We start from the raw sequence: 19,876 nt of genomic DNA on the forward strand, positions 1-19,876 counted from the left end.
GACGAGAGATACTTTTAAAACCAGACCCCCTGCCCGCTCGGCCGAAACCAAACGCACAATCACCAGTCGGCATCGCTGCCAACCAGTGCAAAAAGATCCAGCCTGCTCAAACCTCACACCGCAATCCGAAGACCGCAGCAGTCAGGCTCAAGCCGTACACTCTCATACCGAAACGTGATAACGATCGATCGTTCTCTCATGGATGCCTCGCAATCGGAAAGGAAACCGACACGAAGCTCCAGGCAAACAATCCGCCGCCCACGCTTCTCTTTCTTCTCAATCTTCAGTTTTCAAAGAGCACGACACCGAACAAACGATGGCGGCGGGCCGGTCGGGACTTCCATCCCCTGGACCCTGTCGAAGACCAGCCGTTTCCGGCGAACTCTTCTGGATGTCTGCGGCGGGGCCAAAACCAGAGCGAACCGAAGGGCTCGCCGGCGGCGCCCTCGCCGTCGATGAGTGGCTTATAGGCCCTCCCCGCTTTCGAAGTCAACACGGCTTTCTGGAAAAAACGACGGAAGCGAACTTTTTCCGAAACAGGCCGGATCGCCTGCCCCACAGGCTTCCCCGGCGTCATCGCGGATTCACAAAGCGTCCCGGCGCGTGGAAGCCCACAGCGCACCGGGATCGCCCTATGGGGCCCTGCAGGAGCCATCCCCTTGGTGCCGTCGTCAGCTTCGACGCAGGAGGGAGGCGACACCCGGCGCGGCCGCACGGCTGTCGGCTTCTGCCTGACCCTGGCCCGGCGTGCGAGATTTTCCTTTCGCGCCGTTTGGTATTAGGCCGGAACGACAGGCCTGCAGAGGCGCGACGGGGATGGCACGGGGACAGGCAGATGGGCGACAGGACCGAGGCGAACCCGCCGGGCCGTTACGAACGCATCCTGCGTGACGCCGGTGTCCGCATCACCCGGCCGCGGCGGATCATCCTCACGATTCTCGCCGATGGCGGCGACCATCCCGACGCGCTGGAGATCTTCCGGCGCACCGCGGCAATCGATCCCTCGATCTCGCTCTCCACCGTCTACCGCACCATGAAGCTCCTGGAGGAGAAGGGCGCGATCCAGCGCCATGTCTTCGAGGGCGGCCCGTCGCGATTCGAGCGCGCCGACGGCGATCACCACGACCATCTCATCGATATCGAATCGGGCGAGGTCGTCGAGTTCCGCTCCGATCGCATCGAGAAGCTGCAGGAAGAGATCGCCCGCGAGCTCGGCTACGAGATCGTCTCGCACCGGCTCGAACTCTACGGCCGCAAGCGCCGGCCGGACTGACCGCCCCTCACGCGGGGAGACGCCCGACGCGAATCGGCCCGCGTCCTCTCGAGCACGGGCCGATTCGTTCCAGTGTTCGTCGCGACGCGGGCCGGCTCAGACCAGCCTGGCGTCGAGCGTCACGCTGATCGCGCCGAGGGCCTTGGACACCGGGCAGCCTTCCTTGGCGGTGTTGGCGAGTTCGTCGAACTTGCCCTGCTCGATCCCCAGGACCGTCGCTTCCAGGACGATGGCGCTGGACTTGATCTCGAAGCCGGCCTCGACCTGCTCGACATTCACCGTGGCGGTGGCCTTCAGCTCCTGCGCCGGCGTGCCGTTTTCGGCGAGGAAATGCGACAGCTGCATCGCGAAGCAGCCGGCATGGGCTGCGGCCAGCAACTCCTCCGGATTGGTGCCCGACTTGCCGCTCTCGTCCTCGAAGCGCGCCTTGAAGGAATAGCCATGTTCGGACAGCGCGCCCGACTGCGTGGTGATCGCGCCGGTTCCGTCCCCGAGTGCGCCCTTCCAGATTGCCGTTGCATGCCGTTTCATGAGAATCTCCTTGATCTGGCGCCGACCGGGCCGCTGCGTTTGTGGCAGCGGCCGAATGGGAGGTCGGCCCGCCTTGCCGCAACAACCGTCGGCGCCCGCAACAGTTCCGGCGAACACGATGCGTTCACCAAGGCGGCGATAGGCTGGCCGGGCCCGCGCGCACGCCGCGGGACCGGCGGCAGCAGGAGACACCGCGTTGACGCAGACGACGCTCATCCACGCGACCCGGCCGCTTCTCGACGAGAAGGCGGCCTGGCTGACGATCCTTGCCGACGAGCGGCGCAGCAGCCCCCACACGATCGAGGCCTATGAGCGCGATCTGCGCCAGTTCCTGGTCTTCCTCACCGACTATCATGCCCGCCCGGCGCAGCTTGCCGATCTCGCCGATCTGAAGACGGCCGATCTGCGCGGCTTCCTCGCCGCGCGGCGCCGTGACGGGGCGGGCGCCAAGACCATGGGCCGGGGGCTTGCCGGCGTCAGGTCCTTCATCCGCCATCTGGAGCGCAAGGGCCTTGCCTCCTCGGCCGGGGCCAAGGCGATGCGGGCGCCCAAACAGCCGAAATCGCTGCCGCGCCCCCTGACCGTCGGCGACGCGATGGCGGTGACGGAAGAGGCCGGCGCCTTTGCCGCCGAGGCCTGGATCGCGGCCCGCGACGTCGCTATCCTCACCCTGCTCTATGGCTGCGGCCTGCGCATTTCCGAAGCCCTGTCGCTGCCCGGCGATGCGCTATGCGACGCAACGGCCCGTTCGATGCCGGTCGCCGGCAAGGGCGGCAAGACCCGGCTGGTGCCGCTGCTCCCGGCCGTGCTGCAGGCGGTCGCCGAATATCGCCGTCTCTGCCCCTATCCGCTCAACGCCCACAACGCGCTGTTTCGCGGCGCGCGCGGCGGACCGTTGCAGCCGCAGATCGTTCAGCGCGCCATGGCGCGGCTGCGCGGCGTTCTCGGCCTGCCCGAGAGCGCGACGCCCCATGCTCTGCGCCATTCCTTCGCGACGCATCTCCTGGCCGGTGGCGGCGACCTGCGCACCATCCAGGATCTCCTCGGCCATGCCAGCCTGTCGACCACCCAGAACTATACGGCGGTGGATCAGGCCCGGCTGATGTCGATTTACGAGGACGCCCATCCCCGCGCCCGGCGCCGGCGCGCCGGCTGATTCGCCCCCCGGTGCTTAGGTCTTTGGTCGCAATTGCCGCCTAGGCTCGCGCCATGCTGCACCTGATTTCCGCCGTCGCCGCCCCCGATCGCCTGCCCCCGTCCCACACGGCCCTGCGCCGTCTCGAACGCCTGTGCCTCATGGTGCCGCTTGCGCTTCTCGCCCTGCTGTTTGCCGGCATCGCCGCGGCGCAGGCGGCCGACGCCGGGACCTGCAAGGCGACCGATCTCCTGGCGACGCTCGAAGCCGATGGCAGGCTTGCCGCGGTCGAGGCGGAAGCGGCCCGGACCGTCAATGGCGAGGGCAAGCTGTTCCGCATCGAGAAGCCGGGTGTGCCGCCCTCCTTTCTTCTCGGCACCATGCATCTCGCCGATGCGCGTGTGCTGGCGCTCGGGGAGACGGCCGAGGCCGCGCTGACCGATGCCCGGCGCCTGGTGATCGAGACCACCGACGTCCTCGAGCCGGCAAAGGCCGCCGCCGCGTTTCTCGCTCATCCCGATCTGATCAATCTGCCCAAGGGCCAGACCCTCGCCGATCTTCTCTCCGACGAGGAGGAGGCGCGAATCAGGGCCGCCCTCGACGCCCGCGGCATGCCGTTCCATGCCGTGCGCACCCTGCAGCCCTGGTTCCTGTCGATCAGCCTGATGCTGCCGGCCTGCGAGATGGCGCATCGCGCCAAAGGCGCGGCGGTGCTCGACGCGGCCCTTGCGCAGCGCGCCATGGCTGCGGGCAAGCCGGTGGAGGGCCTCGAGACGTCGGCCGAGCAGCTGGCGGCCCTCGCCTCCCTGCCGATCGAGCTGCAGCTCGAAGGTCTCGTCGCCACGGTCGATCTGGCAGAGCACCTGCCCGACGTCATGGAGACCATGGTCTCGCTCTATGTCGACGGGCGAATCGCCATGATCATGCCGACGATCGAGGCGGCGATCCCCAATGGCGGTGTGCTGGTCGGCGCCGGCGACGGCTATGCCGAGTTCGAAGAGCGCATCGTGACCGATCGCAACCGCCGCATGGCGGAACGCATGCAGCCGATGCTGACGGCGGGCGCCGCCTTCGTCGCCGTGGGCGCCCTGCATCTGCCGGGCGAAGAGGGCATCGTCGCCCTGCTGCGCGAGGCCGGCTGGACCGTGACCCGGGCCGACTGAGCCTGTGCAGAGAACCGGGGGCAGCCCGGCATTCCCGGACCCGACTGCACCGAAACGTGAAGACGCCCGGCATTTCGCCGCTGGCCGGAGCGGGCGTGGCGACCTTAAGCTTTGCGGATCGCAACAGCCAAGGAGACATGCCGCATGAAATCCTTTCTCGCTGTCACGCTGGGCGCCGGCCTGCTGGCCGCCGCCTCCACCGGAGCGGTCGCCGCCTGCGCGTCGCATGTCACGGCCGACGCGCCGATGACCCCGATCGTCACCGCCGACACGAGCGGCACCGACACCGCACCGGTCGCGACGCCCGACAAGAAGAGCTGATCGCGCGCTCCCAAACGAGAAAAGGCCCGGCTGCTTCTGGCAGCCGGGCCTTTTTCATGGCGCGCAATGATTCACGTGAAACGCCGGCGGGCGATCCCGCCCGGCGCTCCGGTCAGATATGGATCGGCTTGGCGAAGGCCGCGAGGGCCGCCTCGCGCATGGCTTCCGACAGGGTCGGATGGGCATGCGAGGTCCGTGCGAGATCCTCGGACGATCCGCCGAACTCCATCAGCAGCCCCGCCTCGGCAATGAGGTCGCCGGCATCGGCGCCGAGGATGTGGCAGCCCAGCACCCGATCGGTCTCGGCATCCACCAGGAACTTCACGAAGCCGTCGGTCTGCAGCATGGCGCGGGCGCGGCCATTCGCCATGAAAGGGAACTTGCCGACCCGGTAGGCGACGCCCGCCTGCTTCAGCTCTTCCTCGGTCTTGCCGACCGAGGCGACTTCCGGCGAGGTGTAGACCACCGACGGGATCGCGTCGTAATTCACGTGGCCGGCCTGGCCGGCGAGGATCTCGGCCAGCGCGACGCCCTCGTCCTCGGCCTTGTGGGCGAGCATCGCCCCCTTCACCACGTCGCCGATGGCATAGATCCCGTCGACATTTGTCTTGAAATGCGCGTCGATCTCGACCCGGCCGCGATCGTCCAGCGCAACGCCGGCCTCTTCGAGACCGAGACCTGCCGTGAACGGCTTGCGCCCCGTGGCCACGAGCACGACGTCGGCGTCCAGCGTCTCCGCCTCGCCGCCCTTGGCCGGCTCGAAGCTCACGGAGGCGCCCTTGTCCGATTTCGTCACCGCGGTGACCTTGGCGCCGAGCTTGAAGGTGAGGCCCTGCTTGACCATCAGCTTCTGGAAGGCGGTGGAGACCTCGCTGTCCATCGGGCCGAGCACCTTGTCGAAATACTCGACCACGGTGACCTTGGCGCCGAGGCGGGCCCAGACCGAGCCGAGCTCCAGCCCGATCACGCCGCCGCCGACGACGACCATCGTCTCCGGGACCTTCTGCAGGGCGATGGCATCGTCCGAGGACACGATCGTGTCCGTATCGAAGGCGACCTCGACGCCGGGAATGCCGGCGACGTCCGAACCGGTGGCGATGCAGATGTTCTTCGCCGACAGGGTCTCGGTGGTGCCGTCTTCCTTCGCCACCTCCACCTCGGAGGCCGACTTGATGCGGCCCGTGCCGATGACGCCGGTGATCTTGTTCTTCTTGAACAGGAAGGCGATGCCGTCGACATTCGACTTCACCGTCTTGTCCTTGTGGGCCAGCATCTTCGACAGTTCGAGCTTCGGCTCGACGGCGATGCCGAGCTCGCCGAAGCTGTGATTGGCCTCGGCGAACATCTCCGACGCGTAGAGCAGCGCCTTGGACGGAATGCAGCCGACATTCAGGCAGGTGCCGCCATAGGTCTTGCGCTTTTCGACGACGGCGACCTTGAGGCCGAGCTGCGCCGCCTTGATGGCGCAGACATATCCGCCGGGTCCCGATCCGATGACGACGAGGTCGAAGGGTTCAGCCATGTCCAGTCCTGTTCGTGCGGTGCGGGCCGTGGCCCGGTGTCTTGAAGATAAGGTCGGCGGAAGCCAACGTCAGGCGAGGAGATCATAGACCATCAGGATCAGCCCGAAGATCGAGATCACGAAAGCGAGGGTGCGGATGACGGGGATGCCCGCATAATAGATCGGCGCATAGGCGACGCGGGCCCAGAACCAGAGCTGGGCGCCGGTCAGCCCGAGCCCGCCGGTCTGGCCGGACACGATCAGGCCGAGGATCGCCGCGGCGAAGAACGGGTAGGTTTCCATGTAATTGGTGAAGGCGCGCCGGGCGCGGCCGGCCAGTCCGCCGGTCGGCCGCGGGTCACCCTCGCGCGACGAGGCGGCGGTCTTCGGGCCGATGGCGGGGATCGCCGTCACGATGTGGACGGCCAGCATGACAAGCCCCAGGATCACCGACCAGACGAGGAGCGTCAGCTCCATCGGCGTTGCGGCGAACGTCGCGGCGATCTCGGTTTCCATGCTGCGCGTCCTTCTGCCGGCCCGTCCTCTGCGATCGTGGCCATGCGTTGATGGAAGCCGCTACGCTGCGATTACGCGCAGCGCGGATCGTTGGATCACGGCCAGATCGAGCGTGCGCCGGACACGTCGAGGATCGCGCCGGTCGAATAGCTGGCCGCGTCGGAGGCGAGCCACAGGATGGCGCCGGCGACTTCCTGCGCCGTGCCCGCGCGCTTCATCGGCAGGCCGGGCCCGAGCTGGGCCACCCGGTCCGGCTGGCCCCCCGAGGCGTGGATGTCGGTGTCGATGATGCCCGGACGCACCGCGCAGACGCGGATGCCGTCGTCGATCAGCTCCTTGGCGAGACCGACGGTCAACGTGTCGATGGCGCCCTTGGAGGCGGCATAGTCGAGATACTGGCCCGGTCCGCCGAGCTTGGCCGCGACCGACGACAGATTGACGATCGCGCCGCCCTTGCCGCCATGGCTCTTGCCCATGCGCTTTGCCGCTTCGCGGGCGCACAGGATGCTGCCGGTGATGTTGATGCGGAACATGCGCTCCAGCCGCTCGACCGTCATCTCGGCCAGCGTCCCGGCCTCGTCGACAATGCCGGCATTGTTGATCAGCGCGGTCAGCGGGCCGAGCCGGTCGGCCGCCTCGAAGATCGCCAGGATGTGGGCCTCGACACCGACATCGCCCTTGACCGCGACGGCCTTGCCACCGGCGGCCTCGATGTCGGCGACGACGGCGTTGGCGGCGGCTTCGTTGGACGCGTAATTGACCACGACCGCATAGCCGGCCTTGGCACCGGCCTTTGCGGTCGCCGCGCCGATCCCGCGCGAGCCGCCGGTCACGATCATCACTCCGTCAGCCATCAGGCCGTACTCCCTTACTCAAACTCGGGACCGGCCGGGTCCATCCCGGCCAGACGCATGTGTTCTTCGCCAAACGCCTAGAGGTCGAGGACCAGACGCTCGGGATCTTCCAGGCTCTCCTTGACCCGCACGAGGAAGGTTACGGCCTCCTTGCCGTCGACGATCCGGTGGTCGTAGCTGAGCGCCAGATACATCATCGGCCGGATCACCACCTGGCCGCCAATGGCCATCGGCCGCTCCTGGATCTTGTGCATGCCGAGAATGCCCGACTGCGGTGCATTCAGGATCGGCGTCGACATCAGCGAACCGTAGACGCCCCCATTGGAGATGGTGAAGGTGCCGCCCTGCATGTCGGACACGCCGAGCTTGCCGTCGCGGGCCATCAGGCCGAGCCGGCCGATCTCCTTCTCGACCTCGGCAATCGACATCTGGTCGGCATCGCGCACCACCGGCACGACGAGGCCCTTGGCTGTGCCGACGGCGACGCCGATATGGGCGTAGTTCTTGTAGATCAGGTCGGTGCCGTCGATCTCGGCATTGACCGCCGGGACTTCCTTCAGCGCGTGGCAGACCGCCTTGGTGAAGAAGCCCATGAAGCCGAGCTTCACGCCGTGCTTCTTCTCGAACAGGTCCTTGTACTTCTTGCGCATCTCCATGACCGCGGTCATGTCCACCTCGTTGAAGGTGGTCAGCATGGCGGCCGTGTCCTGCGCGTCCTTCAGGCGCCGGGCGATGGTCTGGCGCAGGCGGGTCATCCTGACCCGCTCCTCGCGGCTCTCGTCGTCACCGGCGGACGGCGCACGGGCAGCGGGAACCTGCGGCTTTTCCTGCGGGCTAGACGGCGCGCCGCGGGCGATGGTCTCGAGGACGTCGCCCTTGAGGACCTGGCCGCGCTTGCCGGAGCCGGCGACGTCGCCGTCGGACAGGCCCTTCTCTTCCATCATCTTGCGGGCCGACGGCGCCGCCGGCATCTCGCCGGAACCCTTGCCGGCCTCCTGCGCGGGCGATGCGGCATCACCCTTCGCGCCGCCGCCGTAATCGGCCTTGGTCTCGCCGCCGGCATCCGCCCTGGCTTCCTGGCTCTTCGGCTTCTCCGTCGGCGCCGTGGTGCCGGCATCCGAACCCGAGCCCTCGCCGATCGATCCGATGACCGTGCCGACCGCGACGGTCTCGCCTTCCGGTACGGCGATGTCCTGGAGCACGCCGGCGGCGGGAGCCGGCACCTCGACCGTCACCTTGTCGGTTTCCAGCTCGGCCAGCGTCTCGTCCATCTCGACCCGGTCGCCGGGCTTCTTGAACCACTGGCCGATGGTGGCCTCGGTAACGGATTCACCCAGCGTCGGGACTTTGATTTCGGTGCTCATCGCTCTTCAGATCTCTTCTGGTCGGGTTCGGTCGGGACGACCTTGTTTCAGCGCGGCGTCTGGGTGGCTCAGCCGAGGGCGTCTTCGAGGAAGGCCGCCAGCTGCGCCTGATGCGTCGACATGGTGCCGGCCGCCGGCGAGGCGGCGGGGTTGCGACCGGTATAGCGGACGCGACGCTTCTCGGCACCGATATGTTCCAGCACCCATTCCAGATAGGGGTCAACGAAGGACCAGGCACCCATGTTCTTGGGCTCTTCCTGGCACCAGACCATCTCGGCCTGCTTGAAGCGGGCGAGCTCGTGGATCAGCGCCTTGGCCGGGAACGGGTAGAGCTGCTCGAGACGCAGCAGGTACACGTCGTTGGTGCCGCGCTTCTCGCGCTCTTCCAGAAGGTCGTAATAGACCTTGCCGGTGCACATCACGACGCGCCGGATCTTGTCGTCCTTGACCAGCTTGATCGGCGAATCCTTGCGCATCTCGGCATCGTCCCAGAGCAGGCGATGGAACGAGGTGTCGCCGGACATTTCCGACAGGTCGGACACCGCCCGCTTGTGGCGCAGCAGCGACTTCGGCGTCATCAGGATCAGCGGCTTGCGGAAGTCGCGCTTCAGCTGCCGGCGCAGGATGTGGAAATAGTTTGCCGGCGTCGTGACGTTGGCGACCTGCATGTTGTCCTCGGCGCACATCTGCAGGAAGCGCTCCAGCCGGGCCGAGGAATGCTCCGGCCCCTGCCCCTCGTAGCCATGCGGCAGCAGGCAGACGAGGCCCGACATGCGCAGCCATTTGCGCTCGCCCGACGAGATGAACTGGTCGAAGACCACCTGCGCGCCATTGGCGAAGTCGCCGAACTGGGCCTCCCAGAGGGTCAGGGCATTCGGTTCGGAGAGCGAATAGCCGTATTCGTAGCCCAGCACCGCCTCTTCCGAGAGCATCGAGTTGATGACCTCGTAGATCGCCTGCCCCTTGGCCAGATGGGCGAGCGGCACGTAGCGGGTCTCGTCCTCCTGGTCGTAGAGCACCGAATGGCGCTGCGAGAAGGTGCCGCGCTCCGAATCCTGGCCCGACAGGCGGACCGGATGGCCTTCCGTCACCAGCGTGCCGAAGGCCAGGGCCTCGCCGGTCGCCCAGTCGATGCCCTCGCCGCTCTCGATCATCTTGGAGCGGTTGTCGAGGAAGCGCTTGACGGTGCGGTGGACGTTGAAGCCCTTCGGCACGGCCGACAGCTTGGCGCCGATCTCCTTCAGCGTCTTCAGCGGCACGCCGGTCACGCCGCGGCGCGGCTCGTCGACTTCCTCGGCCTTGCGCAGGCCGGCCCAGGCGCCGTCCAGCCAGTCGGCCTTGTTGGGCAGATAGGACTGGCCGGCCTCGAACTCGGCCTCCAGCGTCTTGCGCCACTCGGCCTTGCGCTCCTCAACATCCGCCTCGGAGACGACACCCTCGGCGATCAGCTTCTTGGTGTAGATCTCCAGCGTCGTGGGATGCTGGCGGATCGCCTTGTACATGATCGGCTGGGTGAACGCCGGCTCGTCGCCCTCGTTGTGGCCGTAGCGGCGGTAGCAGAACATGTCGATGACGACCGGCTTGTGGAACTTCATCCGGTATTCGGTCGCCACCTTCACCGCGTAGACCACGGCTTCCGGATCATCGCCATTGACGTGGAAGATCGGCGCTTCGACCATCTTCGCCACGTCGGACGGATAGGGCGAGGAGCGCGACAGCCGCGGATTGGTGGTGAAGCCGATCTGGTTGTTGATGATGAAGTGCAGCGAGCCGGCGACCCGGTGGCCGCGCAGGCTGGACAGGCCGAAGCACTCGGCGACGACGCCTTGGCCGGCGAAGGCCGCGTCGCCGTGAATCAGCAGCGGCATGATCTTGGAGCGGGTGTCGAGCGGCACGAGCTCGGTGCGCGTGCGCCCGGCAATGGCGTCCTGCTTGGCGCGCGCCTTGCCCATCACGACGGGATCGACGATCTCCAGATGCGACGGGTTGGCGGTCAGCGACAGATGCACCTTGTTCTGGTCGAACTCGCGATCCGACGAGGCACCCAGATGGTACTTCACGTCGCCCGAGCCCTCCACGTCCTCGGGCTTGTAGGAGCCGCCCTTGAACTCGTGGAAGATCGCCCGGTGCGGCTTGGCCATGACCTGGCTGAGAACGTTCAGGCGGCCGCGATGGGCCATGCCGAAGACGATCTCCTTGAGGCCGAGCTGGCCGCCGCGCTTGATGATCTGCTCGAGCGCCGGGATCAGCGATTCGCCGCCGTCGAGGCCGAAGCGCTTGGTGCCCTTGTACTTGACGTCGAGGAACTTCTCGAAGCCCTCGGCCTCGATCAGCTTGTTGAGAATCGCCTTCTTGCCCTGCTCGGTGAAGGCGATGCCCTTGTCCGGGCCCTCGATCCGCTCCTGCAGCCAGCCCTTCTCCTCCGGATTGGAGATGTGGGTGAACTCGACGCCGAGCGTCGTGCAATAGGTCCGCTCGAGGATGTCGACCATCTCGCGGATCGACGCGAACTCGAGGCCGAGCACCTTGTCGATGAAGATCTTGCGGTCGAAATCGGCCTCGGTGAAGCCGTAGGCCTGGGGCGACAATTCGTTGTAGTCGTCGTCCGCCGGCTTGGCGATGCCGAGCGGGTCGAGCTTGGCGTGCAGATGGCCGCGCACGCGGTAGGCCCGGATCAGCATGATCGCGCGGACCGAATCCTGCGCAGCCTGCTGGACGGCCGCGCTGGACAGGTCGACGCCCGATTCCTGCGCCTTCTGCTTGACCTTGGCCTCGATCTTCTGGGCCGTCGGGCCCCAGTCGCCGTCGAGCGCCGAGACCAGATCGCCATTGGCGGCGATCGGCCAGTTGGCCCGCTCCCAGGAGGGACCTTCCGCGCTCTTGATGACGTCGTCGCGATCGTCCTTCAGCTCCTTGAAGAAGTCGCTCCATTCGGCCGGGACCGAGGATGGATCGGTCTCGTAGCGAGCGTGAAGATCCTCGATATAGTCGGCGTTGCCGCCGTACAGGAACGAGGTGAGCGCGAAGGTTTCGTTCGCCTGATTGCGTGCCATCGTATCGTTGCGACCACCGTTCGGGGGCCGTCTCCTATCAGCGATTCATCGATGATGCCGGACGCGCGAATCGCGGCCGGCACCCGTGTTTCGATCCTTCTTCCCCGCGTTTCGGGCATTGCCGTGACGCGGGAACCCGTTCCTGTCGCGGGGCATCGCCTGGACGCCCCGCCTGTCCGACATGAGCCGGACGATCAGCCCTTGAGCAGCTCGACCAGCGTCTTGCCGAGCTGTGCCGGCGACGGCGACACGCGGATGCCGGCCGATTCCATCGCCGCGATCTTGTCCTCGGCACCGCCCTTGCCGCCGGAGACGACCGCGCCGGCATGGCCCATGGTGCGGCCCTTGGGCGCCGTGCGGCCGGCGATGAAGCCGACGGTCGGCTTGGAGCGGCCCTTCTTGGCCTCGTCCTTGAGGAACTGCGCGGCTTCCTCTTCGGCCGAACCGCCGATCTCGCCGATCATGATCATCGACTTGGTTTCGTCGTCGGCTAGGAACATCTCCAGCATGTCGATGAACTCGGTGCCCTTGACCGGGTCGCCGCCGATGCCGACAGCCGTGGTCTGGCCGAGCCCTTCATTGGTGGTCTGGAAGACCGCCTCGTAGGTCAACGTGCCCGAGCGCGAGACGATCCCGACATTGCCGGTCTTGAAGATGTTGCCCGGCATGATGCCGATCTTGCACTGCTCCGGCGTCAGCACGCCCGGGCAGTTGGGGCCGAGCAGGCGCGACTTCGACTTGTCGAGCTTGGCCTTCACCCGGACCATGTCGGACACCGGAATGCCCTCGGTGATGCAGACGATCAGGCCGATCTCGGCGTCGATCGCCTCCTCGATGGCGGCGGCTGCGCCGGCCGGCGGCACGTAGATGACCGAAGCGGTGGCGCCGGTCTTGTCGCGGGCTTCGACGACGGACGAGAAGATCGGCAGCTGGACGGTGCGTCCGTCGGACTGCCCCTCCCACATCTCGCCGCCCTTCTTGGGATGGGTGCCGCCGACCATCTGCGTGCCGTAATAGGCCAGCGCCTGCTCGGTGTGGAAGGAACCGGTCTTGCCGGTCAGGCCCTGGACGATGACCTTGGTGTTCTTGTCGACGAGAATGGACATGGGTTCTGGGGAACTCCGTAGAGGGTCAGTCAGCAGTCGGGATGGCGGCCGCGCCGATCGGGCGGCCGGATCGCATCAGCCGACCGCCGCAACGATTTTCTTGGCTGCGTCGTCGAGATCGTCGGCCGCGGTGATGGCGAGGCCGCTGTCGTTGAGGATCGCCTTGCCCTTGTCGACATTGGTGCCTTCCAGGCGCACGACCAGCGGCACCTTCAGCCCGACTTCCTTGACGGCTGCGACCACGCCCTCGGCGATGACGTCGCATTTCATGATGCCGCCGAAGATGTTGACGAGGATGCCCTTCACGGCCGGATCGGCGGTGATGATCTTGAACGCCGCCGTCACCTTCGCCTTGTCGGCGCCGCCGCCCACGTCGAGAAAGTTCGCCGGCTCCTTGCCGTAGAGCTTGATGATGTCCATCGTCGCCATGGCGAGGCCGGCGCCGTTGACCATGCAGCCGATGTCGCCGTCGAGGGCGACATAGGCGAGGTCGTATTTCGACGCCTCGATTTCCTTGGCGTCTTCCTCGCTCTCGTCGCGCAGCGCCTTGATGTCGTCGTGGCGGAACAGCGCGTTGCCGTCGAAGGAGACCTTGGCGTCGAGGACGCGCAGCCGGCCGTCGGTCATGACGATCAGCGGGTTGATCTCCAGAAGGCTCATGTCCTTCTCGGTGAACGCCTTGTAGAGGATCGGGAACAGCGACATGCCGTCCTGGCGAGCCTGGCCGTTGAGCTCCAGCGCATCGCAGAGCTTGCCGGCATCCGCCTCGGTCACGCCCTCGAGCGGGTCGATGGCGACGGTGATGATCTTCTCCGGCGTCTCGTGGGCGACGGTCTCGATGTCCATGCCGCCCTCGGTGGAGGCGACGAAGGCCACCCGGCCGACCGCGCGGTCGACGAGGATCGAGAGATAGAGCTCACGGTCGATATCCGCGCCGTCCTCGATATAGAGGCGGTTCACCTGCTTGCCGGCATCGCCCGTCTGGGCGGTGACCAGCGTGTTGCCGAGCATCTCGGTGGCATGCTGGACGACTTCCTCGACCGACTTGGCGAGGCGCACGCCGCCCTTGGCGTCCGGGCCGAGTTCCTTGAACTTGCCCTTGCCGCGGCCGCCGGCGTGGATCTGGCTCTTCACGACATAGAGGGGACCGGGCAGCTGCCGGGCGGCGGCCTCCGCCTCGGAGACCTGCGTGATCGGCACACCGCTGGCGACCGGCGCGCCGAAGCCCTTGAGGACTTCCTTGGCTTGATACTCGTGGATGTTCATGAAGTGCCTTCCTTTTGAGAAGCCTGCCGGCGGGAACGATCCGGCATGATGGGAGAAACGGTCATTGCAGACCGCCGAAGGATGAGGCGGGACCGCCGGCCGTGCCGATGAGCACCGGCCGGTCGCGTCCGCATTGGAAGATGGTGCTGAGATCGGCGGCGCCGCGCGCCATGCCGTTCGCCTGTTCGTTGCCAGCATCGAGCACGGCTACCGCACAGCCGGGTGTCTCGCCGTTGCCGACGCGCGAGACGAGGAGCACGTCGCTCGTCTCGCCGACCTCGGCGCCGTCGAGATGATAGCGCACGATCGCCGCATAGGGCGCGCCGCGCTCGTCCACCCGCCACTCGATCGTCGATCCGAGCGAATTGAACGGGGCGAAGCTCTGGAATTCCGGCACCGCGCCGAAGCCGATCGAGACGCGCAGATCGCCCTCGGAGACGAAGACCGCACGGCCCTCGATGCCGGGACAGATCCACTCGCCCGAGCCGCCGTCTTCGGCGGCGATGGCGACGGTCTCGCAGACGTCGAGATCCAGATCCGTGTAGACGCTCTCGCCCGCCAGTGCCGCGACCGGCACCGTCAGGGCGGCGAGGACGCCGCCCATCAGCGAGAGAGAGGAGGACACGGATCCGGTCACTGGCTTACTTGAGATTGGGCGCGATGCCCTGACAGGCTTCCATGAGCCCCTGCACCGAGGCAACCGACTTTTCGAACTGGCCCTTCTCGTCGGAATCCAGCTCGATCTCGATCACCCGCTCGACGCCGTCGGCGCCGATGACGCAGGGCACGCCCACATACATGTCCTTCAGGCCGTACTCGCCCTTGAGGGCGGCGGCGCAGGGCAGGACGCGCTTCTTGTCCTTCAGGAAGCTCTCGGCCATCTGGATCGCCGAGGAGGCCGGCGCGTAATAGGCCGAGCCGGTCTTCAGCAGGCCGACGATCTCGGCGCCGCCGTCGCGGGTGCGCTGGACGATCTCCTCGAGCCGCTCGGCCGAGCACCAGCCCATCTTGACCAGATCCGGCAGCGGGATGCCGGCCACGGTGGAATAGCGGGTCAGCGGCACCATCGTGTCGCCATGGCCGCCCAGAACGAAGGCGGTGACGTCCTCGACCGAAACCTTGAACTCGTCGGCGAGGAAGGTGCGGAAGCGCGAGGAATCCAGAACGCCGGCCATGCCGACGACCTTGGACTTCGGCAGGCCCGAGAACTTCTGCAGCGCCCAGACCATCGCGTCGAGCGGGTTGGTGATGCAGATGACGAAGGCGTCGGGCGCGTATTTCGCGATGCCGGCGCCGACCTGCTCCATGACCTTGAGGTTGATGCCGAGAAGATCGTCGCGGCTCATGCCCGGCTTGCGCGGCACGCCGGCGGTGACGATGCAGACATCGGCGCCCTCGATGGCCGCATAGTCGTTGGCGCCCGACAGATGGCCGTCGAAGCCCTCGACCGGGCCGGACTGGGCGATGTCGAGGGCCTTGCCCTGCGGCGTCCCCTCGGAGATGTCGAAAAGGACGACATCGCCGAGGTCCTTCAGGCTGGCGAGATGCGCCAGCGTGCCGCCGATCATGCCGGAACCGATGAGTGCGATCTTCTTGCGTGCCACGGGCTGATCCTTCTGCTGCAGGCCGGGCCGCAACGGCACCGGCAACCGCCTGGATGGTCTTCGAACACAGCAAAAGGGAGAGTGTCGCCCGTCTCGCCGAATCCGACCTTGTCCGGGACAGCCGCAGCGAGTTCTTCCGCGCGCGCGAGCGAGTGGACGAAAGACATCGCAACGGTGCCCCCGTTGCGGCATGGCAATAGACCGCACCGGTAGCTTATGCAACCGGCGAAAACGGGCCTCAAGGAATTCAAACGGTTAGATGCATTGGGGGTTACGTAAACGTAAAAGCAATTGGCAAGCCCGATCAAGGCGGAAGCGCCAGAGCGCAAGAAGTCCGTGTCGGCGCAGAAACATTCGTCCGCAGGGCCAATTGCAGGCCTCGCAGGGCCTCATGGGCCACCGAACCGCCGAAACGGGCGACGGTCAAGCCGGGGCCAGGACCCCCGATCCAGCCGCAACCGGATGCACAAACCGGCCGCAGCCCTGCAATCGCCGGCTGGCCTAGGCGCCCGGAACCGCGTTGCGTTCGAGATATTCCGCGCTGCGCATTTCGTGCAGCCGCGAGATGGTACGGTCGAACTCGAACTTCTCGGTGCCCGAGCGGGCGCGGTAGAGCTGGTCGGCCGGCGCCTCGGCCGAGATCACCAGGCGGCGGCCGCCGTCATAAAGCGCGTCGACCAGGGTGATGAACCGCTTGGCCTCGTTCCGCTCGGCTTCGGCCATGACCGGAACCCGGTCGAGAACCAGCGTGTGGTAGCGCCGTGCCAGAGCCAAAAAGTCCTGCGCGCCGAGCGCGCGGGTCAGGAGGTCCTCGAAGGCGAAACGCGCGGCGCCGTTGCCGGCCCGCGGCACCGCGATGGTGCGGCCCTTCACCGAGAGCGAGGCCGACGCCTCCTTCGTGCCGTCGAGGAGCCGGGTCCAGATCGTGTCGAGTTGTGCATCGGCGGCCTCGCCGAGGGGCGTCACATAGAGATCGTCCCGTCCCAGCACCGCGAGACGGTAATCGTCGGCCCCGTCGAGCTCGAAGATCTCGACATGCTCTTTCAGCGTATCGACGAAGGGCAGGAACAGGCCGCGGTTCAGCCCGTCGCGATACAGATCGTCCGGCGCGACGTTGGAGGTGGCGACGAGGACGATGCCGTTGTCGAACAGCGCCTTGAACAGCCGCGACAGTATCATCGCGTCGGCGATGTCGGTGACGGTGAACTCGTCGAAGCACAGAAGCCGCGCTTCGTCGGCGATCTGCCGCGCCACGGGCGGGATCGGGTCGTCGCCCTTGGCGGTGCCCGCCTTGACCGCCGCCCGGTGCGCGCCGATCCGTTCGTGCACGTCGGCCATGAAGGCGTGGAAATGCACCCGGCGCTTGGCCGCGACCGAGGCGCTGCGGAAGAACATGTCCATGATCATGGTCTTGCCGCGGCCGACATCGCCGTAGATGTAGAGCCCGCGGATGGGATCGGCTTCGCGCTTCTTGCCGAACAGCCAGCCGAGCGCGCTCTTCTTGGAGGCGACCATGTCGGCCGACAGGACCTGGTCGAGATGGTCGAGCTTGTCGGCCAGCCTGCGCTGGATCGAATCCGCCTCGATCTCGCCCGAGACGATCAGGCGTTCCAGCGCCGACCGGACCGGCCCGCGCGACTTTTCCCTGGCATTCACGGCCACTGACACGCCTTCACGACTCAACGACTGGAAAACGGCCGATACGGCGACGCCGGCCGCGTCACGCTGGCCGGCGTCGATCGTCTCTAGGTCGTTCTAGCGGTACAGCTCGACCGGCACGCCCGTGGTGGTCTGGCCGGTGAAGCGGTTCTTGCCCGACGAGGTCAGGGTGGCGATCACGTTCGCCGACGTATCCTTGAGCTGCAGCTGGTTGCCGGTGGTGGACCAGCGGCGCACATCCGCCAGCCGGCCCGGGCAGCCCATCGAGGCGGCGTTGTAGTTCTCGTCATACTGGGTCAGCGTCAGGCCGACCCGGCAGTTCCCGCCGCTGGCCGAGACCTGGTAAAAACCGGTCATGCTGGTGCGCGACAGCGGCTCGGAGCTGGTCGAGGCGACCTGGGTGTTCCCACCGGCATCGGCCGTCGCGTCGCCGTCGTTCCCGGCCGAAGCGTTGAAGTCGGCCGAGGCGTTGGTGCTGGCGCCGGGCGGCGGCGGCGGCGGGGGTGGCGGCAGCTGGTCGGCCGACACGCGGCCCGCAGGTGCCGGCGGCAGCGGAGCCGGCCCGGTGTCGCGTCCCATCTCCGGCATCGACCGCGAGCAGCCCGCCACGAGGAGCAGTGCCACGACGGCCGCTCCGGCTTTCATCTTATGCGTCATTGAAGACTTTCCCCGGCATGTCTGTCCCTCGCCAATCCGACCTGCCGGCCGGTCCGTCGCATCCATAGATCGAACCCTGCGATCATTTCGCAAGATGCCATTGTGCCAAAACGTAACGCAAGCACGTGATTGTGGCCATTGTCACACGCAAATCGCCCGGTGCGGCGCAGCAAACGACCTGATCACTCGCCGGCCAGCGGTCGCTGGAAATCGCCGGTATCCGGGTCCATCGCCCAGAGCTCGCCCGAGGCGATGTCCACCCAGGCGCCGTGCAGCGACAGCTTGCCTTCCTTCACCAGCGCCTCGACCGTCGGGAAGGTGCGCAGATTGGCGATCGAATAGCGGATGGCGATGCGCTCCAGCGCCGCCTGGCGCTCGCGCGCCGTCATGTGGTCGTTGGCGCCGACGGCCTTCGACACGGGATCGAGCAGGCTCATCCACTTGCCGATGAAATCGCCCGGCGACAGCGGCTCTGCCGAGGGCGACAGCGCGGCGTGGATGCCGCCGCAGCCGCCATGGCCGAGGACCACGACATGCTCGACCTTCAGGGCGTGCAGCGCGAATTCCAGCGCTGCCGAGGTCGCGTGATACTCGCCGTCCGGCTCGTAGGGCGGCACCAGATTGGCGACGTTGCGCACCACGAAAATCTCGCCCGGTGCGGCGTCGAACAGGGTTTCCGGCGCGGCGCGGGAGTCGCAGCAGGCGATCACCATGGTCTTGGGATGCTGGCCCTGCTCGGCCAGGTCGCGCAGGCGGTCGCGCTCCTGCGGCAGGCGGTTCGCCAGGAAGGCGCGATAGCCGTTGAGGAGATGGTCGGGAAGATACTTCGTCATGATCAGATCACTACCGGCTTGCCCCGGCGCAATCAATCAGGCCGGGCCCGCCCCGCTGTCGTCGCGGGGACGCGTTCCTCGAACTAGATACAGGCAGCGCCGACGGCAAGCGATGTTTCACGTGAAATCCACGCGGCCACGCAGTTCAGGCGCGCCGGCCGCCGCCCGGATAGGCCAGACGGCGCATCTGCACCATCGCCATCGGATGCTTGAGGCTGTCCGTATCGGTCTCCAGCGTCAGCTCGTCGGCCCCCCGCTTGGTCGTCCGCGCCAGGATCTCGACCACCGTCGCCGTTGCGCTCTGCAGCGCCTTCTCGCCCTTGGCGCCCGACAGGGTGCGGGCAAGGAACACCGCCGCCGTCAGGTCGCCGAGCCCGTGGGGCGCATTCTCCACCACCCGGTGTTCGGCGAGAATGGCCTGGAAGTCACGCACCAGAAGATTGCCGATCCCGCCGCGCAGCATCGGGAAGGCCGAGGTCACCACGACGGCCTCGGGCCCGAGCGTCGCCGCCGCCTCGATCAGATGGGAATTGTCGGTGAATTCCAGCCCGGTGAGGAATTCCAGCTCGAAGCGGTTCGGCGTCGCGATGTCGGCCAGCGGGATCAACCGGTCGCGGATCGCGTCGACCGTCGCCTGCGACTGGTACATGCGCCCGCGATCGCCGAGCACCGGGTCGCAGATATAGGTGGCGCCGGGATTGGCGCGCTTGACCGCCTCCACCAGCCGCGCCGTCGGCTCGACCTGTTCGCCATCGCCGAAATAGCCGGTCAGCACGGCCCCGACCTCGCCGAGCCAGGGCGATCCGGCCAAATCATCCATCAGCGCGGCGAAATCGCCGGCCGGCGGCACGATCCGCGTCGCCGGCCCATGCCCCGGATGCCAGGGCAGCGTCACGGTGGGCACCGACCACACCGGGAACCCCAGCGATTCCAGCGCGAAGACGGCGGCCCGGTTGCCCACCGTGCCGCGCGCCACATGGCTGGAGACGCAGATGACCGCCGGACGGTCGTGATGGGCGGAAGACGCGGCTATCGACATG

At 67.0% G+C, this 19,876-nt stretch carries 19 protein-coding genes; 5 read left to right on the plus strand and 14 right to left on the minus strand.

Annotated features, from left to right (window positions below; genetic code table 11):
- Both H536_RS25040 and H536_RS0120170 read left to right on the plus strand, forming a co-directional pair.
- A partial coding sequence (locus H536_RS25040) for a hypothetical protein (RefSeq protein ID WP_205620017.1) occupies nt 1-470 on the plus strand: 470 nt, incomplete at its 5' end.
- A gap of 365 nt (nt 471-835) precedes the next feature.
- Nucleotides 836-1,273 (plus strand): Fur family transcriptional regulator, encoded by a 438-nt coding sequence (locus H536_RS0120170; RefSeq protein WP_024352168.1) that lies wholly within the window; start codon nt 836-838, stop codon nt 1,271-1,273.
- A gap of 96 nt (nt 1,274-1,369) precedes the next feature.
- Here H536_RS0120170 and H536_RS0120175 read toward each other — a convergent pair whose 3' ends face one another.
- Nucleotides 1,370-1,804 (minus strand): OsmC family protein, encoded by a 435-nt coding sequence (locus H536_RS0120175; protein WP_029703776.1) that lies wholly within the window; start codon nt 1,802-1,804, stop codon nt 1,370-1,372.
- 196 nt (nt 1,805-2,000) lie between these two features.
- On the opposite strand from H536_RS0120175, the gene H536_RS0120180 reads away from it, so the two are divergent.
- The 3 genes from H536_RS0120180 to H536_RS24585 all read left to right on the plus strand — a co-directional run bounded on the left by H536_RS0120180 (nt 2,001) and on the right by H536_RS24585 (nt 4,423).
- A complete protein-coding gene (locus tag H536_RS0120180) occupies nt 2,001-2,960 on the plus strand; it encodes a tyrosine recombinase XerC (protein ID WP_024352170.1) in 960 nt (319 codons plus the stop codon).
- Between the two features lie 53 nt (nt 2,961-3,013).
- On the plus strand, nt 3,014-4,102 hold the full coding sequence (locus H536_RS0120185; RefSeq protein WP_024352171.1) for a TraB/GumN family protein: 1,089 nt from the start codon (nt 3,014-3,016) through the stop codon (nt 4,100-4,102).
- Nucleotides 4,103-4,246: 144 nt separating this feature from the next.
- Nucleotides 4,247-4,423 (plus strand): hypothetical protein, encoded by a 177-nt coding sequence (locus tag H536_RS24585; RefSeq protein ID WP_155898573.1) that lies wholly within the window; start codon nt 4,247-4,249, stop codon nt 4,421-4,423.
- A gap of 112 nt (nt 4,424-4,535) precedes the next feature.
- On the opposite strand, the gene lpdA is transcribed toward H536_RS24585, so the two are convergent.
- The 13 genes from lpdA to pdxY all read right to left on the minus strand — a co-directional run bounded on the left by lpdA (nt 4,536) and on the right by pdxY (nt 19,875).
- Entirely contained in the window at nt 4,536-5,945 is a 1,410-nt protein-coding gene (lpdA, locus tag H536_RS0120195) for a dihydrolipoyl dehydrogenase (RefSeq protein WP_024352172.1), read from the minus strand.
- 69 nt (nt 5,946-6,014) lie between these two features.
- Nucleotides 6,015-6,440, minus strand: coding sequence for an MAPEG family protein (locus H536_RS0120200; protein WP_051141666.1), 426 nt, complete (start codon nt 6,438-6,440; stop codon nt 6,015-6,017).
- 95 nt (nt 6,441-6,535) lie between these two features.
- Nucleotides 6,536-7,294: an SDR family oxidoreductase gene (locus H536_RS0120205; protein ID WP_024352174.1), complete on the minus strand. Its 759-nt coding sequence runs from the start codon at nt 7,292-7,294 to the stop codon at nt 6,536-6,538.
- Between the two features lie 77 nt (nt 7,295-7,371).
- Nucleotides 7,372-8,658, minus strand: a complete 1,287-nt coding sequence (odhB, locus tag H536_RS0120210; protein ID WP_024352175.1) for a 2-oxoglutarate dehydrogenase complex dihydrolipoyllysine-residue succinyltransferase — start codon at nt 8,656-8,658, stop codon at nt 7,372-7,374.
- A 68-nt stretch (nt 8,659-8,726) separates the two neighbouring features.
- On the minus strand, nt 8,727-11,711 hold the full coding sequence (locus H536_RS0120215) for a 2-oxoglutarate dehydrogenase E1 component (RefSeq protein ID WP_024352176.1): 2,985 nt from the start codon (nt 11,709-11,711) through the stop codon (nt 8,727-8,729).
- 194 nt (nt 11,712-11,905) lie between these two features.
- Nucleotides 11,906-12,817: a succinate--CoA ligase subunit alpha gene (gene sucD / locus H536_RS0120220; protein WP_024352177.1), complete on the minus strand. Its 912-nt coding sequence runs from the start codon at nt 12,815-12,817 to the stop codon at nt 11,906-11,908.
- A 75-nt stretch (nt 12,818-12,892) separates the two neighbouring features.
- Entirely contained in the window at nt 12,893-14,083 is a 1,191-nt protein-coding gene (gene sucC, locus H536_RS0120225) for an ADP-forming succinate--CoA ligase subunit beta (RefSeq protein WP_024352178.1), read from the minus strand.
- Nucleotides 14,084-14,144: 61 nt separating this feature from the next.
- The gene (locus tag H536_RS0120230) at nt 14,145-14,708 is read right to left on the minus strand and encodes a hypothetical protein (RefSeq protein WP_155898574.1); all 564 of its coding nucleotides are present in this window, start codon (nt 14,706-14,708) and stop codon (nt 14,145-14,147) included.
- A 16-nt stretch (nt 14,709-14,724) separates the two neighbouring features.
- On the minus strand, nt 14,725-15,687 hold the full coding sequence (mdh, locus tag H536_RS0120235) for a malate dehydrogenase (protein WP_024352180.1): 963 nt from the start codon (nt 15,685-15,687) through the stop codon (nt 14,725-14,727).
- 501 nt (nt 15,688-16,188) lie between these two features.
- Nucleotides 16,189-17,349 (minus strand): cell division protein ZapE, encoded by a 1,161-nt coding sequence (zapE, locus tag H536_RS0120240; RefSeq protein ID WP_024352181.1) that lies wholly within the window; start codon nt 17,347-17,349, stop codon nt 16,189-16,191.
- A 93-nt stretch (nt 17,350-17,442) separates the two neighbouring features.
- The gene (locus H536_RS0120245) at nt 17,443-17,991 is read right to left on the minus strand and encodes an AprI/Inh family metalloprotease inhibitor (RefSeq protein WP_156421811.1); all 549 of its coding nucleotides are present in this window, start codon (nt 17,989-17,991) and stop codon (nt 17,443-17,445) included.
- A 194-nt stretch (nt 17,992-18,185) separates the two neighbouring features.
- Complete coding sequence (locus tag H536_RS0120250) at nt 18,186-18,836, minus strand: carbonic anhydrase (protein WP_024352183.1); 651 nt, start codon at nt 18,834-18,836, stop codon at nt 18,186-18,188.
- A 145-nt stretch (nt 18,837-18,981) separates the two neighbouring features.
- Entirely contained in the window at nt 18,982-19,875 is an 894-nt protein-coding gene (pdxY, locus tag H536_RS0120255) for a pyridoxal kinase PdxY (protein WP_024352184.1), read from the minus strand.
- Between the last annotated feature and the right edge of the window lies 1 nt (nt 19,876).

It is taken from the genome of Aurantimonas coralicida DSM 14790 (genome assembly GCF_000421645.1).
GTDB classification, from domain to species: domain Bacteria; phylum Pseudomonadota; class Alphaproteobacteria; order Rhizobiales; family Rhizobiaceae; genus Aurantimonas; species Aurantimonas coralicida.